The organism is Mycobacterium sp. IS-3022 (assembly GCF_001500065.1).
In the GTDB taxonomy this organism is placed as follows: Bacteria; Actinomycetota; Actinomycetes; order Mycobacteriales; family Mycobacteriaceae; genus Mycobacterium.
In genome coordinates this window covers 13,141-28,290 of sequence record NZ_LQIN01000049.1, presented here as the reverse complement: position 1 = coordinate 28,290, position 15,150 = coordinate 13,141, and the positions used below count along the sequence as shown (strand labels likewise).

Here is a 15,150-nt window from a genome sequence, read left to right as displayed (position 1 = left end):
CCTTTCGGTTCATGACCGCGCTGCGGCGATCAGATTTGACGACGAGTAACCGGCGACGGTCGGCAGCAGCACGACTTCACCGCCGTGGCGGCGAACCACGTCGGCCTCGGGCAGGTCGGCTTCGGTGTAGTCGCCGCCTTTGACCCAGATGTCGGGCCGCAGCTGCGCGAGCGCCGCCTCGGGTGACAGTTCGTCGAAGATCACCACCGCGTCCACGCACGCCAGGGCGGCCAGCACCCGCGCTCTGTCCTGATCCGCGACCACGGGCCGTCGTGGTCCTTTCAACGCGCGCACCGACGCGTCGGAGTTCAGCAGCACCACCAGCGCATCGCCGAGTCCGCGGGCCTGCCGCAGCAGCCGGACGTGGCCGGTGTGCAGGAGGTCGAAACAACCGCCGGTCGCCACCAGGGTGCCGCCGCGGCTGCGCAGCCGGTCCCGCACGTCGGCGATGTCCCCGGTGATGGCCGTCGATTCGGTTGTCGGCGAACGGCGCTGACCGATCGGCGCGGCGCTCGACACGCCCACCGCGCCGCCCGCGGCGACGAACCGGCTCGCCGCGTCCACGGCGTCGGCGACGGCCTCGTGGACGTCCTTTCCGGCAGCCAGCGACATGGTGGCCGCGATCGCGAACCGGTCGCCTGCGCCGCAGGTGTCGCCGCGGCCTGCTCGAGCGGCCGAATCGGGGACCGGGTGATGTGCGCTGCCGTTCGCGGTGGCCACCAGCGCGCCCTTCGGGCCGAGCGTGACGCACACCCCCTTGGCGTCCCACTGTTCGCGCAGCCTATCCGCCGAATGACCTTCTGCCTCGGCGGAATTAGGGGTGACGAGCCAGCAACCCGGGACGGGCCGGCTTCCGCGCGGATGCGGATCCCAGACCGTCGGGAGCCGCCGCGCGACGAGGGTCAGCATTTCGCGGATCTCGCCGTGCGCGGTGACACCGCGGCCGTAGTCGGCCACGCAGACCGCGCCGGCCTGCTCGAGCACCTCGGCGACCCGGGTGGGCACCGGGGCGCCGGACGCCGACCCGTCGCCGTGGTCGAGCCGCAGCATCGAATGGCCGCCTACCCGGATCCTGGTCTTGCACACCGTGTTTCCGGCCAGCGTCAGCGCGACGAGCCGCACTCCGGCGTCGGCCAGCAGATCGGTCAACGTCCGACCGTCGGCGTCGTCGCCGACGGCCGTCACCAGCACCACCTCGCAACCGGTGCGGGCGGCCAGTACGGCGGCCAGTCCAGCGCCGCCAGGGCGCTTCCAGATTCGTTCGGTGTCGACCACGGGCACCGGCGCCTCGGGGCTGAGCCGGGTGGCGGTGCCCTCGATGTCGACGTCGAGCATCGAGTCGCCGACGACCACCAACGGCCTAGTCATCGGACGCTCCCAGCAGAACGCCATCGAGCGCGATGCACAGCGCGTGCACCAGCAGTAGGTGAATCTCCTGCACCGTCGCAGTGGTCGTCGCCTCGACGCAGACAGCGTCGTCGCACATCGCGGCCAGCGGATTCGGGTGCGGGCCGGTCAACGCCCATGTGGTCAGGCCGGTTTCATGCGCGGCCTTGACGGCCGCGAGCACATTCGGGCTGGTGCCGCTGGTGGACAGCGAAATCAGCACGTCGCCGGGCCGGCCGTGTGCCCGCACCCCCCTGGCGAACATCTCGTCGACGCCGTAGTCGTTTGCGACCGCGGTCAGCGCAGAGGTCTCGGCGTGGAGTGAGATCGCCGACAGCGGTATTCGCTCGTCGCGGAATCGGCCGACCAGTTCGGCGGTGAGGTGCTGGGCTTCGGCTGCGCTTCCGCCGTTGCCGCAGGCCAGGAGTCGGCCGCCGGTGGTGAGCACGTCGGCGAGCCGGCTGCCCCACGCGCCCAGCCTCGGCGCCTCCGCGCCGATGTGGTCGACCGCCTGCGACAGTGCGGAGAAGTGGGTTTCGATCATCGGAAACATTGCTGTCCTCCAATCCGGTTGACCGCGTTGAGCAGTTCGTCGTCGGTGATGCCGTCCAGGCAGGGGTGGCCCGCTACCGGGCAGATGCGGGCGCGGGTCAGCCGGCAGGCGGCGTCCTGGTCCCCGAGTCGAATGACGTTGCTGCCGTATGGACTCCACTGCGACGCGGGTACGACGGGGGCGAACAGGGAGACCACCGGTGTGCCGACGGCCGCCGCCAGGTGCGCGGGTCCGGTGTTGGGCGCGATGACGACCGTCGCAGCGGCGTAGACCGCCGCCAGTGTGGCGAGCGAGGTGCGCCCACCGAGGTCGACAGCCGCATCGCCCACCACCGCGGCAGTCAGGTCGCGTTCGGCGGCGTCACCGGTGACCACGACGCGATGGCCCGCGGCAACCAGGGCGCGCACCATGCCTGCGCTGCGCTTGGTCGTCGGCCTGCGGGCGGGCACCGCGGCACCTGGGTGGAACACCACGAACGGTGGGGCGCAGAGCAGTTCGCGTAGCTCCTCAGGCAACAGCGGGATGTTCACCCGCAACCTGCCGTCGTCGCCGTCGCGCAGTTCGCAGCCGGCCGCACGGGCCAGCGACAGCGCCCGCTCGGGTTCGGGCACGCCGTCGTCGACGTGGTGGCGCAGGTCGAGCAGCGTGCCTGGATAGTCCTCGCTGATCGCGCCGACCCACGGCACCGAGGCCATCCGGGCGATCAACGCCAGCGGCAACGGCGACTGGTGAAACGACGTGAAGATGTAGACCCGGTCGGGAGCCAGGTCGCGCAACTGCTTGACGAGTGCGTCGACGTGGCCGGGGGTGAGTTCGGGCGAGTCGAAGTCGACCCACGGGGCCTGCCACTCGATGATGTCGTCGACGGCGGGCAGCAACGCAGCAGCCGCCCGTCCCCGCGGACCCGCCAAGAACGTCACCGCGTCGTGAGTTTCGGCGATCGCACGGACCGCGGGGCCGGTGATCAGGACGTCACCGGCGCTGTCCAGTCGCGCGACGAGAGCCCGGTTCATCGGCACTCCTTCAGCACGAGCGCCACGGCGTCGTCGAACGTGGCCGCCACCCGGGCGCGTATATGGGCGTCGCTGATCTCGTGCCGCAGCGTTCGCCGGGTCGGCACCAGCACCGCGTCGGCGCCGGCCGCCAGCGCCGCCTGCACGTCGCCGCCGGTGTCGCCGATCAGCACGCAGCGGGAGGGAGGGACGGCGAGCGCTGCCGCGGCCGCCTGCACCATTCCCGGAGCGGGTTTGCGGCACCCGCAGCGGTCGTCGGCGTCGTGCACGCACAGTTGCCAGGAGTCGAACGGCCCGAGTTGCGCGTCGACCTCTGCGTTGACGGCCTCGAGTTGCTCCGGGGTGATCAGCCCCTTCGCGACACCCGACTGGTTGCTGACCACGGCGAGAAGCAATCCCCTGCGCCGCAGGCGGTTCAACCCGTCGCGCGCACCGGTCAGCGGGCGCACGCCGGCCGGATCGTTGAGATACGGGCCGTCTTCGATGATCGTGTCGTCGCGGTCGAGCAGCACCGCCAGCGGAGGGTCGCGTCGCGCGCCACGGAACCTCCACTCACCGGCGAGGCGATGCGCGACCGCGGCGGGCGGGATCAGCGCGCTGGTGACCAGCAAGCGGCCGCCCTCACCCACGGTGTGGGGGCCGGACCAGAACCGGCGCACCGCGAATTCGCCTGTGAGCGCGCCCCACAGCGCCGCCGCGTACCGCGCGGGACGCCATCGACCGGCCAACACGCTCGCGGCGGCGACGACGGCGGCCGCAGTGGTCATGAAGTGTGCGGGCAGCCGGCCGCGGCCCTCGCCGATCGCGGAGCGCCACCGCCTACCGTGCTTGCGGCGCAGCAACGCGTTGTCGCGGTTGCCGACCTGCGCACGCACGCTGCTCATCAGCATGGCGTCGGCCACCGGGTGGGTACACCGGCGGGCGCCGCGGACGATTGTGTTGCCGGCCTGCTCGATTCGCAACGCGATATCCGAATCCTCGCGGTACGCGCGCGGAAACCGCTCGTCGAAACCCCCGACCGTCACCAGCACGTCGCGGCGAAACGCCATATCGGCGGTGATCCATCGGGCGTCGGCGAGTCGCTGGGTGCGGCGCTCGTCGTCGGTGGCCTTGCGCCCGCCCACCCGCGGCACCTCGATCACCGCCTGTGACCCTGCCGCGGCCTCCACCTCGGCCTTCGCCAGATCCTCGGACACCGCCGCGAACCAATCCGGCTGCGGGACAACGTCGTCGTCGAGGAAGCAGATCCAGTCGGCATCGACAGCGCGCCACCCCGTGTTACGGGCGGCCGCCGGTCCCCGCCCACCGCTTCGCAGGACCCTGACCGGCAGCCGCGAGTCGATCGACAGCGGCGGTTGCGGCCCGCGGCGGTCGTCGACGACGATCACCGCCGTCGGCGCCGGGCCCGCCGATCCGTCGAGTTCTGCGAGCAGGCGGTGCAGCGACGGCCGCCCGACCGTCGGCACCACGACCGCGAACTGCGGGGTCATCCGGGCCGCCTCACGATGAACGGCCCGATCGCCAGCACGTCGATCGGTGCGCTGCCGAAACACTCGAGCGCATCACGCGGGCTGTCGACCATCGGCCGTCCCGCAGTGTTGAAGCTGGTGTTGACGATCACCGGCACGCCGGTGCGGGCGGCGAACCGGCTGATCGTGTCGTGCAGCAACGGCTGGCTGCGGTCGACGGTCTGGATGCGGGCGGTGCCGTCGACGTGGGTGACCGCCGGGATCCGGTCTCGCCACGCGGCGGCGACGTCGTGCACGAAGAGCATGTACGGGCTGGGAATCGGTCCGCCGGAGAAGATTTCGTCAGCGTGTTCGGCGAGCACCATCGGGGCGACGGGCCGGAACTGCTCGCGGCCCTTGACGGTGTTGAGCCGCTCCAGGTTGTCGATACGCCGCGGGTCGGCGAGCAGCGACCGCTGCCCGAGCGCGCGTGGCCCGAACTCCGCGCGGCCCTGGAACCAGCCGACGAGCAAGTTGTCGGCCAGCGCGTCGCCGATGGCGGCGGCCAGGTCGGCCGGCCGCTCGTGAGGCACGGCCGCTTCGGTGAGCGCCGCGGCGATCTCCTCGTCGGAGAATCCGCGGCCCAACGCCGCCGAGGGCATCGGCGTGATCGGCTCACCGGCCTCCCCGGCCAGCGCCAGGGCCGCGCCCAGTGCGGTTCCCGAGTCGCCGGCCGCGGGCTGAATCCAGACGTTCGAGAAGCCGCCGCGCTGGTGGATTTTCGAGTTGGCAACGCAGTTGAGCGCCACCCCGCCTGCCAGACAGAGGCTTTCGTGATCGGTGCGCGCACGCAGCCAGCCGACGAGGTCGAGCAGCACCTCTTCGACGACGGTTTGGACACTGCACGCCAGATCGGCGTGCTCGGGCTCTGGCCGGTCAAGCGCATGTCCCTTTCCGGCGCCGGCCGCACGGGCCGGGGTGATCGACTCCCAGTGCACCGGTTGGGTGCGGAAACCCCCGTCGGCGCACGCGTAGACCAGTTCGCGGAACGTGTCGGCGAACCGCGGAATCCCGTAGGACGCCATCGCCATCACCTTGTACTCGTCGCTGGATCGCTTGAAGCCGAGGTGTTCGGTCAGGCTCTCGTAGAGCAGGCCGAGCGAGTGCGGAAGCGACTGCGTCGCAAGCACGTCGAGCTTGCTGTCGCGATAGCTTCCGGCCAGCATGGAGGACCGCTCACCGCGTCCGTCGACGACCAGCACCGCGCAGTCGGGGTGTGGCGAAGCCAGCGCGCTCGACGCGGCGTGCGCCACGTGGTGGCGGACATGCCGCACGACCGCCGGGTCCAGGCCGGGTAGGGCGGACTGCAAAAACCGCGGTGCACGTTCGGCGTAGAGCGTGCGAAGGTACTCCCAGTCGCGGTCCAAACCGTCGAGCCCGTGGACGGACTCGTCCATCAGCCGCGGGTCATAGGAGTAGCCGACGGCGTCGAGGTCGGCCGGCGTGAGGCCGGCCTGCTGCAGGCACCAGCGCGCCGACTCCACCGGCAGTTCCCACGTCGAGAACGGCACCGCCTGCTTGCCGTGCTTACGCCGGGTGAACCGCTCCTCCTCGGCGGCCGCCACGATCTGTCCGTCGACCACCAGCGCGGCGGCGGGATCGTGGAACACCGCGTTGATTCCGAGAATTCGCATCGCTTCCTCCTAGCTGCCCTGCAGCGCGACGGTGACGGACTGGTTGCGGAACCAGTCGACGGTTGCGGACAGCCCGTCGATGTAGCTCACGCGCGGACTCCAGCCGAGCAGCTCGCGGGCCAGCGTGATGTCGGGGCAGCGGCGTTGCGGATCGTCCTGGGGCGCCGGGCGATACTCGATCGGCGAGGCGCTGCCGACCAGGTCGCGGATGAGCTCCGCGATCCGCAGCACCGTCAGCTCGTCCGGGTTGCCCACGTTGACCGGGCCGGCGCAGTCGGATTCGGCCAGGGCGATCAACGCCTCGAGGGTGTCGTCGACGTAGCACAGCGACCGGGTCTGCCGGCCCGTGCCGTTGACGGTGAGCGGCTCGCCGGCCAGCGCCTGACGGCAGAAGGTCGGCACGATCCGGCCGTCGTCGGGCCGCATCCGCGGGCCGTATGTGTTGAAGATGCGCGCCACGGCGATGTCGGCCGACCGCCCGCGCCGGTAGGCGAACGCCAGCGCCTCGGCGAACCGCTTCGCTTCGTCGTAGACACTGCGCGGCCCGACCGGATTGACGTTGCCCCAATACGTTTCGGTTTGCGGATGTTCCAGCGGGTCGCCGTACACCTCGCTGGTGGACGCCAACACCAGCCGCGCGCCGGAGTGTTCCGCGAAATCCAGCATGTGCGCGGTGCCGAGCGCGCCGGTGCGCAAGGTCTGGATCGGCAACCGCAGATAGTCCACCGGCGAGGCCGGCGACGCGAGATGAAAGACGGTGTCGACGCCGGAGGGCGGATCGGGCAGCGGCTCGCTGATGTCGTGCTGCACGAACCGGTATCCGGACCGGTCGAGGAACGAATCGGCGGCGGTGGGAGCACTGGTGGACAGATCGTCGACACAGATCACCTCGACACCGCTGTCGAGCAGCCGCTCGCACAGGTGCCCCCCGAGGAAGCCGCCTCCGCCGGTCACCAGCGCGCGTTGGATGTCATGCATCGTTTGCCTTCCGGATCGGCGGGTAGCCCTCAGGGTCATGCGGACCCCAGCCCCGGCCGATGTCTCGTTCGTGATCGCCAGCCAGAATCGCGCCGCGGAGCTCGCGACGGTCGTCGCCCGGCTGCTCGACACCACTGTGTGCCCGATTGTGGTGGTGGACAACGCCTCCACCGATGACACCGCGGAGGTCGTCGGGCGGATGGCGGCGCGATCGGCCGGCCGCCTGCGGCTCGTCGAGTTGGACGACAACCTCGGGGCCGTCGGCCGCAACGTCGGTGTCGCGGCGTGCCGAACGCCGTACGTCGCGTTCTGCGACGACGATTCGTGGTGGGCCCCCGATGCGCCCGCGATCGGTGTCGAGGCGTTCGAACGGCATCCCTCGGTGGGGCTGCTGGCGGCCCGCACGATCGTGCTGCCGCAGCACCGGGAGGACCCGTTCTCCACGCTGCTGGCCGACAGCGCGCTGGGCCGCCGGCCGGATCTGCCCGGGCCGTCGATTCTCGGCTTCATGAGCTGCGCGGCCATGGTGCGCAAGCGGGCGTTCGAGCAGGCCGGCGGCTTCAGTGACATCCTGCACTTCCGCGGCGAGGAACAGCTGCTCGCGCTCGACCTCGCGGCGGCGGGTTGGAACCTGTGCTACTACCCCCGGCTGGTCGCGGTTCACCAACCGTCGTCGGTTCGCGCCACCACCGCGGCCCAGGCCGCTCGGGTGCTGCGCAACGATGTGCTGACCACATGGCTGCGCCGGCCTATCCGGCAGTGCCTCAACGCGACCGGCCGACTCGGAGCGGCCGCGCTGCGTGACCGAGAGCATGCCCGTGCTGCGGTCGAAGCCGTTGCCCGGCTGCCCGCGGTCATCGCCCGGCGGCGTCGGCTTCCTCGTGCGGTCGAACAGGCGATGGCCTTGCTGGAGTCGGATTGAGCCGGTCATCCGGACGACAGACTTGTCGCCGGTTCGCTGTGCGGCACCCGCATCGGCACCAGTCGGTCGTAGATCCGCTGGCTGTCGGCGGCGATCCGGTCCCATGAGTAGCGCGCCCGAGCGCGGTCACGCCCGGCGGCGCCCATGCTCTGCCGCAGGAAGTCGTCGCGCAGCAGATGGTTGACGGCCTTGGCGACCTCGTCGGGTCGCTTGGGTTTGACCAGCCGCCCGGTCACGTCGTGCACGACGGTGTCGAGCATTCCGCCGACCGCCGAGGCCACCACCGGCACACCGCACGCCATCGCCTCCAGGGGCACGATGCCGAACGGCTCGTACCACGGAGTGCAGGCGACCACGTCTGCCGATCGCAGAATCGCCGGCATGTCGTCGCGGGCCACCGAGCCGTATAGCCGCACCCGCCACGCGACGCCCAATTCCGTTGCCAGGCCCATCAACCGGCGCGCTTCGGGATCGGAGTCGAGCCCCGACTCGTCCGGCCCGCCGACGATCACCAGTTCGGTGTCGGGCATGTGCGGCAGCGCGCGCACGACCACGTCGAAACCCTTGCGCGGGACGAACCGGCCGACGCTGACGATGCGGTGCATGCCGCTGCGCGGCGCCACCGGACCGTCGGGGCTGAAACGGTCGAGGTTCACGCCGCAGGGCACCACCGAAATCCGCTCGCGCGACCGCCCCAGCCGCATCAGCTCGAACACCTCATCGGTGCAAGTGGCCGCGACCCACGTGGCGGTGCGGGCGACCATCGCCTCCAGGCGCAGCCGGTCCGGCGGGCTGGTGTCCTGCACGCCCTGGTGGCGACGTTTCACCACCCCCAGCGCGTGAAAGGTCTGCACCGCAGGCAGATCGAGGTGGCGCGCCGCGAGTTGCGTTGCGATGCCGGACATCCAGAAATGGGCGTGCGCCACGTCGGGCCGGTCGACGGCCCATTCGGCGTCGAGGAACTGCGCGAACGGTCCCATGTGCGGTAATAATTCGTCCTTGGGTAACTGCGCAGCCGGTCCTGCCGGGACGTGCACCACGGTGTAACCCTGCGGCGTCTCGACGCGGTCGGGCAGATCTGGATCGTCCCGGCGGGTGTAGACGGTCACCTGGTGGCCGCGTCTGGTCAGTGCCGCCGACAGTTCGGCGACGTGTACGTTCTGCCCGCCGGCATCGACCCCGCCGAGCGCAGCGAGTGGGCTGGCATGCTCGGACACCATCGCGATTTTCATCGGCGTCCTCCTTCCATCCGTTTTCATCGGCAGCACTCCTCGACGAGGTCGTCCCACTCCGCGAGGAACCGTTCGAGACCGAAGCGTGCCTTCGCGAAATCGCGCGCCGCCTTACCGGCCGCCGAGGCGGCCGCAGCGTCTGCGATGAAGACCTCCAATGCGCGGGTGAGCGTGTCGATGTCGGCGCTCACCACCCCGGCCTCGGGTGGCAACACCAGCGGCGCCATCGTCGACGCCACGGCCACCACCGGCATGCCCATGAACATCGCCTCGATCATCGACAGGCCCAGGGACGTCCATCGTGCGGTGTGCAGGAACACCCGTCGCCGGGCCACTTCGGGCAGTAACCGGGCGGTCGGCACGTCGCCCCTACCGCGCACCCCGGCGCTGCTGATGCATTCGCTCAGCACGTCGGTGTCGATGCCCCACACGTCGATGGGGACGTGCTCGCCGAACACTGTCAGCAAATCGGCGCCGACCGTGCGCCAGCGACGGCACGGCTCGTTGATCATCGTGGCCGCGGCCGAAATCTCGCCGCTGTAGAGCAAACCCGGGTCGGCGATGCCGTGGGTGATGACGCGGGTAGGAGCGACACCGTTGTTCCACATCAACCGGTTGAAGTCGGTCACGTGCACGATCGGGATGTCGGCGCGGTCGGCAAGCGGATGGACGCTGTCCACCGCGAACGGTCGCGGTGCATTGTGCTCGACGTAGACGGCGGGTACGTCGACACCCGGGCGACGTCCGAGCCAACGGGTCGCCAGGCCGACTTCCTCCGGCCGCTGCAACACCACCAGATCGATCGGCTCGTCACCCAAGTCGTTCGACGAAACCTCTTGCGCGCGTGGCCAATTCCTACCGCTCAACCCCCGGCCGCTCGCATCCCTGTCGGCGTTCACCGGAAGCACATAGCGGTGGCCGCCCGCGACCATGGACTCCGTCCACGACCCGTGCACATGCCACAGCAGCACCGAACGCGGCGTCAGGATCGACATGCGGTTCGCCTACCCGAGCACTTCGCAGGCAAAACGGTTCCCCCCTCGACTCTTCGCATAGCGGATAGCCCCCGATTCGCAAACTGGATTCGCCACTTCGCAAGACGGATCAGTAGGCCGTCGCGGCGCCGTTTCACCAGCGGGTCTGCGGGTACCCCGACCGGCATGCCAGACAGCGAAGGCCTCCCCGACGACGTTCCCGCCGCCGACGCGATGGAGCAGCAGCGTGCCGCCAGCGAACCGAAACCAGACGAGGAGACGTCCGCCGAACCGGGGCAGAACCCGCCTCTGGAGGCGCCGCCCGCCGACTGGCAGGAGCAGCTGGAAACGGTTGACCTCGACCCGGAGGACGATGTGGTCGAGGAGTGACGAAGGCTCCACCAGCGGAGGCGAGGCGGCGCGATGGCCGACTACCAGCGGCATCAGCGATATCGGACATCGCTTGTCCTGGTGGTCGTGATCGTCGCGCTGGGCTTCCTGTTGACGCGCTGCCCCGCCAACCGCGACGGGATGCCCGGCCAACTCGCCACCGCCATGGAGGAGACGACATCAGCGGCACGAAGCGGTGCCGCGGCACTGGAGATGTGGTCGCAGCGGCGTTCGACGGCTGAACTCGTCGCCGTACAACTTTCCGACGCCCGGGACCAGATTGTTCAGGCGTACCAGGGCATAGCCGAGCTACGCGCCGAGGATTCGGCCGACATCGCACGGCAGCGATTCCTCACCGACGCGATGACCGACCTCATCGGAACGCTCAACGCCGCCTCGGCGACGATCCGGCACGTCAACGTGGAGCCGGCCCCCGAGAAGATGCGCGCCGAGCTGTTGGCTGCTGCCGACACCCTCGAAAGCCGTTACCGCTGATGAAGAACGTCTTCGCGGTCGCACTCGGAATCCTCACCGCAATAGGGGGATTCGTCGACATCGGAGATCTTGTCACCAACGCCGTGGTGGGGTCGCGGTTCGGATTGGCGCTGGCCTGGGTGGTGGTTGTCGGCGTCGTCGGTATCTGCCTGTACGCGAACATGGCCGGCAGGGTCGCAGCGGTCAGCGGTCGCGCGACCTTCGAGATCATCCGCGAGCGGTTGGGTCCGCGCACCGCAGCGGCCAACCTGGCGGCGTCCTTCTTCATCACCCTCATGACGCTCACCGCCGAGATCGGCGGTGTCGCGCTGGCCCTGCAGTTGGCCACCGATGTGGGTCCGATGATGTGGTTTCCGGTCGCCGCCTTCGCGGTCTGGGTGGTGGTGTGGCGGGTCAAGTTCTCCATAATGGAGAACGTCGCCGGCGTGCTGGGCTTGTTCCTCATCGTTTTCGTGGTCAGTGTGTTTCTCTTGCAACCCGATTGGGGCCAACTCCTGGACCAGGCCGCAGCGCCGGCCGTTCCGGAGGAGGAGTCCGCGGCCACGTACTGGTACTTCGCGATTGCCTTGTTCGGGGCCGCGATGACACCGTACGAGGTGTTCTTCTTCTCCTCCGGTGCCGTCGAAGAGCATTGGACGACACGGCATCTGACCACTGCGCGACTCAACGTGCTGGTCGGATTTCCGTTGGGCGGCCTGCTTTCGCTCGGCATCGCCGCCTCGGCCGCGATCGTCCTGCTGCCGCGGCAGATCGAGGTGGCGTCGTTGTCGCAGACCGTCATGCCGGTCGTCGCCGCAGGCGGAAAACTGGCCCTCGCGTTCGTGATCGTGGGCATCGTGGCGGCGACGTTCGGGGCGGCACTGGAGACGGCGTTGTCCAGCGGCTACATCATCGCGCAGTTCCTCGGCTGGCCGTGGGGCAAGTTCCGCCGTCCCACCGAGGCCGCCCGCTTCCACGTCGTGATCTTCGTCGCCATCGTCGCCGGCACCGCCGTGCTGTTCACCGGCATCGACCCGATCATGGTCACCGAGTATTCGGTCGTCTTCTCGGCGATCGCGCTGCCTTTGACCTACCTGCCAATCCTGATCGTGGCCAACGATTCTCAATACATGGGCGATCGAGTCAACGGGAAGGTGACCAACATGTTCGCCTCCGTCTACCTCGTGATCATCCTGGCGGCCTCGTTGGCGGCGATCCCGTTGATGATCGTGACGGGAGCGGGACAATGACCGATCTACCGGTGAAACGACATCGCGGCCAACTGTTGGACGCCCGCCTTCATCTGCTCGACCGCCAGATGTTGGACAGCAACGGTGATCCGATCGGCATCGTCGACGACATCGAGCTGAGTGGGCTCGAAATCGACGGCGACATTCCGGAAGGCGAGCAGCCGCCACGGGTCAGCGGCCTGCTGTCGGGGCAGGTGGTGGCCACCCGGATCTTCGGCGGCACACCTCCGCGGTCGCGGTTGCAGGAGATCCCGTGGAAGCTGGTGGCCTCGGTCGGTGTGGTGGTCACGCTCAAGCCCACGGACATGACCTTCGACGTCGGGTGGGTCGAACGGTGGCTTCGCGATCACATCGTGAAACGCGTTCCGGGGGGCCGACATGCAGCTGAGTAACCTATTGGGCCTGCGCGTCGTCGACGCCGGCTCGCATGCGGTCGGCACCGTGATCGACGTCCGCCTGGTGACGGCCGGCGATCCCGCCGAGGACCCGCCCGCCCCGCGGGTCCTGGGGCTTGTCGTCAGCCCCAAGACCCGGTCGTCGTACCTCGGCTTCGAGCGATCCGGCGCCACCGCTCCGGCGTTGCTGGCCAGGCTCGCCCGATGGCGACATCGCGGCACTTTTCTCGCAGCGTGGGAGGACATCGCGCGGGTGGGTCCCGACACGGTTCGGCTCAGACCCCGCTACCGCCGCTATTCGGCCGCCCTGCGCCACGTTTAGCCGCCCAGACCGTCGGGAAGTCTCTCGGTGATCGGGGAAGTTCCCCGTGGACCAATCCACTGCACTGCGGAAGGTGAGCATGACCGAGAAGAACAGTGGCCCTGAAGAAGGCATCAAGGGCGTCGTCGAGGACGTCAAGGGCAAAACGAAAGAGACGGTCGGCACCGTAACCGGTCGTGACGACATGGTCCGCGAAGGCAAGGCTCAGCAAGACAAGGCCGACGCCCAGCAGGACGCCGCAAGGAAAGAGGCCGAGGCGGAATCCGCGCGAGCGGGCGCCAACGCCGCCGAGAAACGTCAGGAATCCGAACAGTAAGAGAACAGCCCAGCATTCACGCTGAACGTGGCGGCGCGCTGAAGGGGCCTGGTTTTGAGTCGTTCAGACTTGAACCACGGCCCTTGAGGCGTGCCGCCAGCGTTCGCAAGTAGTGCGGCAGTGGCCGCTGGGTTGTCCGAAGGTACCGAGTGTCCGAACTCAGCTGAGTGACAGCGGGTTCGGACTGTCTGCTACGCACACGTCGAGTGCTCCAGACGTCGGCACCACAGAATACGTCGGCACCACAGAATCGAGACCACTGCCGACACGAGGCTGCCGGGTCAGCTGCTGGGTCGTTGTCGTTCGGCGTCGGGATGCTCGCTGTACCAACGCTCCTCGATCTTGCGCACGCGCAGATGCTCGACGAGCAGCCAACCGCCGCCGATGATGAACAGCGCAGCCGACCCGCTGCCCAGGCCGATGCCCACGCTGTGATGGCCGGCGCCGTGCGCGGCCAGCGCCGAGACGAACAGCACCAGCGCCACGCCGATGAGTACGAGCCCCGGCATGTTCTTGGTGTCCTTCATCGACTCCCCGGCGTGTGGACGCGTGGTCCTCGCGTGGTCGACGGGGTCCTTCGGGCTTTTCATCGGTACTCCTCTCTCGGCATACCTCCGCCCGGTGGTGGGCTACTGACAACGGTAGAACTACCCGACTGCGCTGAGACAGAAACCGGCGGAGTACGGAACATCACTGGTAGGGCGGGTAATGACCGGCCTGTAGGGCTCTCGCGAGGTGAGCGGCGTTGCGGGCCAGCGCGGCGGTCGTCGACGCGACCGGTTCGGGCACCTCGTCGAGTTCCTTGTAATCCTTGCTCTGCATCGCCTCACCCGTCCAGTAGGTGCCGCCCTGGGCCGGGATGCTGTAGCCGATGTCGTTGAGCCCTTGGAAGCAGTCGGCGATCACTTTGTGGGCGCCGTCCTCGTTGCCGACGACACCGACGACGGCGACCTTGCCCACAATGACGGGCCGGCCGGCATCGTCGGTGTTCGACAGTTCGGCGTCGAGGCGCTCGAGCACCCGCTGGGCGATGCTGCTGGGATGGCCCAGCCAGATCGGCGTCGACAACACCAGGATGTCGGCGCGTAGCAGTTTGTCGCGGATCTGCGGCCACTCGTCGCCGTCGCCCATGTCGGCCTCGACGCCCGGCGCGATCGCGTGGTCGACGCACCGCACCGACTCCGTCTCCACGCCGGCGCGGCGCAGGTTGTCGCAGATGTGTTCGGCCATCAGCGCGCTGCTCGACTCGGCCGGGCTCGGCTTGAGGCTGCACACCAGCGCGACGGCGGTGAGCGGTCGGTCGGCCTTCGTCGGGGCGCTCATCCGCCGAACACCGCGGTTCCGGCGAACGCGGGCGTGCTCGTCGCCAGGACCAGCAGCATCGACGTCAGCAGGAACCAACCCGCGGCGTGCCAGGCCCACGACACTTCGCCCCGCCGCCAAGCCTGATGGCTGCGGAAGAATGCGCGCAGCCCGCCCGCCAGCAGGATGGCGGGAGCCGCAAGCGCCAGCACCGTCCGCTGCGGCGCCCCGCAGGCCACACTGTCGGCGGTCGCACCATGGCACGTGCTGATCCATACCGCGGCGGCGACAAGCAGCACCGCCCCGGCGACCAGAACGCCGATCGCGAACCGCACCGCGTCGCGCGTTCCGGTTTCGACACGCCTCAACTCACTTTCGACACGCCTCAACTCAGTAGGACCGTGATACACGACTGAACTCTCCCCGGATTTGCTGCTGGGCCAGCGTTGATGTGATGTGGCTGTGATGTGGCGCAGCATTCCCGGCCGGATCGGTCGGTAA

The 15,150-nt window shown here is 69.2% G+C and carries 18 protein-coding genes; 7 read left to right on the top strand and 11 right to left on the bottom strand.

The annotated features are described in order from the left end of the window. Window positions 1–9 precede the first annotated feature (9 nt). From AU188_RS21685 to AU188_RS21660, 6 genes are read right to left on the bottom strand one after another with little or no spacing between them, the layout of a single operon-like run. On the bottom strand, window positions 10–1,368 hold the full coding sequence (locus AU188_RS21685; RefSeq protein ID WP_059165547.1) for a PfkB family carbohydrate kinase: 1,359 nt from the start codon (window positions 1,366–1,368) through the stop codon (window positions 10–12). Then, window positions 1,361–1,930 (bottom strand): D-sedoheptulose-7-phosphate isomerase, encoded by a 570-nt coding sequence (locus tag AU188_RS21680; RefSeq protein ID WP_059165546.1) that lies wholly within the window; start codon window positions 1,928–1,930, stop codon window positions 1,361–1,363. The genes AU188_RS21685 and AU188_RS21680 overlap by 8 nt, the downstream gene beginning before the upstream one ends. Next, the gene (locus AU188_RS21675) at window positions 1,927–2,952 is read right to left on the bottom strand and encodes a glycosyltransferase family 9 protein (RefSeq protein WP_059165713.1); all 1,026 of its coding nucleotides are present in this window, start codon (window positions 2,950–2,952) and stop codon (window positions 1,927–1,929) included. Before AU188_RS21675 ends, AU188_RS21680 begins: the two co-directional genes overlap by 4 nt. Beyond that, on the bottom strand, window positions 2,949–4,442 hold the full coding sequence (locus tag AU188_RS21670; RefSeq protein WP_059165545.1) for an HAD-IIIA family hydrolase: 1,494 nt from the start codon (window positions 4,440–4,442) through the stop codon (window positions 2,949–2,951). The genes AU188_RS21675 and AU188_RS21670 overlap by 4 nt, the downstream gene beginning before the upstream one ends. Next, window positions 4,439–6,094: a carbamoyltransferase family protein gene (locus AU188_RS21665; RefSeq protein WP_059165544.1), complete on the bottom strand. Its 1,656-nt coding sequence runs from the start codon at window positions 6,092–6,094 to the stop codon at window positions 4,439–4,441. The genes AU188_RS21670 and AU188_RS21665 overlap by 4 nt, the downstream gene beginning before the upstream one ends. A 9-nt stretch (window positions 6,095–6,103) precedes the next feature. After that, window positions 6,104–7,072 (bottom strand): NAD-dependent epimerase/dehydratase family protein, encoded by a 969-nt coding sequence (locus AU188_RS21660; protein WP_059165543.1) that lies wholly within the window; start codon window positions 7,070–7,072, stop codon window positions 6,104–6,106. 37 nt (window positions 7,073–7,109) lie between these two features. On the opposite strand from AU188_RS21660, the gene AU188_RS21655 reads away from it, so the two are divergent. Then, on the top strand, window positions 7,110–7,994 hold the full coding sequence (locus AU188_RS21655; RefSeq protein WP_059165542.1) for a glycosyltransferase family 2 protein: 885 nt from the start codon (window positions 7,110–7,112) through the stop codon (window positions 7,992–7,994). A gap of 5 nt (window positions 7,995–7,999) precedes the next feature. Here the strand turns inward: AU188_RS21655 and AU188_RS21650 are convergent, their stop codons facing one another. Both AU188_RS21650 and AU188_RS21645 read right to left on the bottom strand, forming a co-directional pair. Beyond that, a complete protein-coding gene (locus AU188_RS21650; RefSeq protein WP_059165541.1) occupies window positions 8,000–9,226 on the bottom strand; it encodes a glycosyltransferase in 1,227 nt (408 codons plus the stop codon). A gap of 23 nt (window positions 9,227–9,249) precedes the next feature. Continuing rightward, window positions 9,250–10,221, bottom strand: coding sequence for a glycosyltransferase (locus AU188_RS21645; RefSeq protein WP_172799568.1), 972 nt, complete (start codon window positions 10,219–10,221; stop codon window positions 9,250–9,252). A 165-nt stretch (window positions 10,222–10,386) separates the two neighbouring features. Between AU188_RS21645 and AU188_RS21640 the strand changes: the two genes are divergently transcribed. The 6 genes from AU188_RS21640 (at window position 10,387) to mbp1 (ending at window position 13,347) form a co-directional block, all read left to right on the top strand. Beyond that, a complete protein-coding gene (locus AU188_RS21640) occupies window positions 10,387–10,590 on the top strand; it encodes a hypothetical protein (RefSeq protein WP_059165540.1) in 204 nt (67 codons plus the stop codon). Between the two features lie 33 nt (window positions 10,591–10,623). Further along, complete coding sequence (locus tag AU188_RS21635; protein WP_059165539.1) at window positions 10,624–11,085, top strand: hypothetical protein; 462 nt, start codon at window positions 10,624–10,626, stop codon at window positions 11,083–11,085. Further along, window positions 11,085–12,314, top strand: coding sequence for an NRAMP family divalent metal transporter (locus AU188_RS21630; RefSeq protein ID WP_059165538.1), 1,230 nt, complete (start codon window positions 11,085–11,087; stop codon window positions 12,312–12,314). The genes AU188_RS21635 and AU188_RS21630 overlap by 1 nt, the downstream gene beginning before the upstream one ends. Next, window positions 12,311–12,706 carry a hypothetical protein gene (locus AU188_RS21625; RefSeq protein WP_059165537.1) on the top strand — a complete coding sequence of 132 codons (396 nt, stop codon included), beginning with the start codon at window positions 12,311–12,313 and terminating at the stop codon, window positions 12,704–12,706. Before AU188_RS21630 ends, AU188_RS21625 begins: the two co-directional genes overlap by 4 nt. Next, window positions 12,693–13,031, top strand: a complete 339-nt coding sequence (locus tag AU188_RS21620) for a PRC-barrel domain-containing protein (protein WP_059165536.1) — start codon at window positions 12,693–12,695, stop codon at window positions 13,029–13,031. The genes AU188_RS21625 and AU188_RS21620 overlap by 14 nt, the downstream gene beginning before the upstream one ends. Before the next feature lie 79 nt (window positions 13,032–13,110). Further along, on the top strand, window positions 13,111–13,347 hold the full coding sequence (gene mbp1 / locus AU188_RS21615) for a microaggregate-binding protein 1 (protein ID WP_059165711.1): 237 nt from the start codon (window positions 13,111–13,113) through the stop codon (window positions 13,345–13,347). 281 nt (window positions 13,348–13,628) lie between these two features. Here mbp1 and usfY read toward each other — a convergent pair whose 3' ends face one another. From usfY to AU188_RS21600, 3 genes are all read right to left on the bottom strand, one after another. Continuing rightward, window positions 13,629–13,937: a protein UsfY gene (usfY, locus tag AU188_RS21610; protein WP_059099061.1), complete on the bottom strand. Its 309-nt coding sequence runs from the start codon at window positions 13,935–13,937 to the stop codon at window positions 13,629–13,631. 100 nt (window positions 13,938–14,037) lie between these two features. Next, entirely contained in the window at window positions 14,038–14,670 is a 633-nt protein-coding gene (locus AU188_RS21605) for a flavodoxin family protein (protein WP_059165535.1), read from the bottom strand. Beyond that, window positions 14,667–15,017 carry a hypothetical protein gene (locus AU188_RS21600; RefSeq protein ID WP_286137615.1) on the bottom strand — a complete coding sequence of 117 codons (351 nt, stop codon included), beginning with the start codon at window positions 15,015–15,017 and terminating at the stop codon, window positions 14,667–14,669. The genes AU188_RS21605 and AU188_RS21600 overlap by 4 nt, the downstream gene beginning before the upstream one ends. Between the last annotated feature and the right edge of the window lie 133 nt (window positions 15,018–15,150).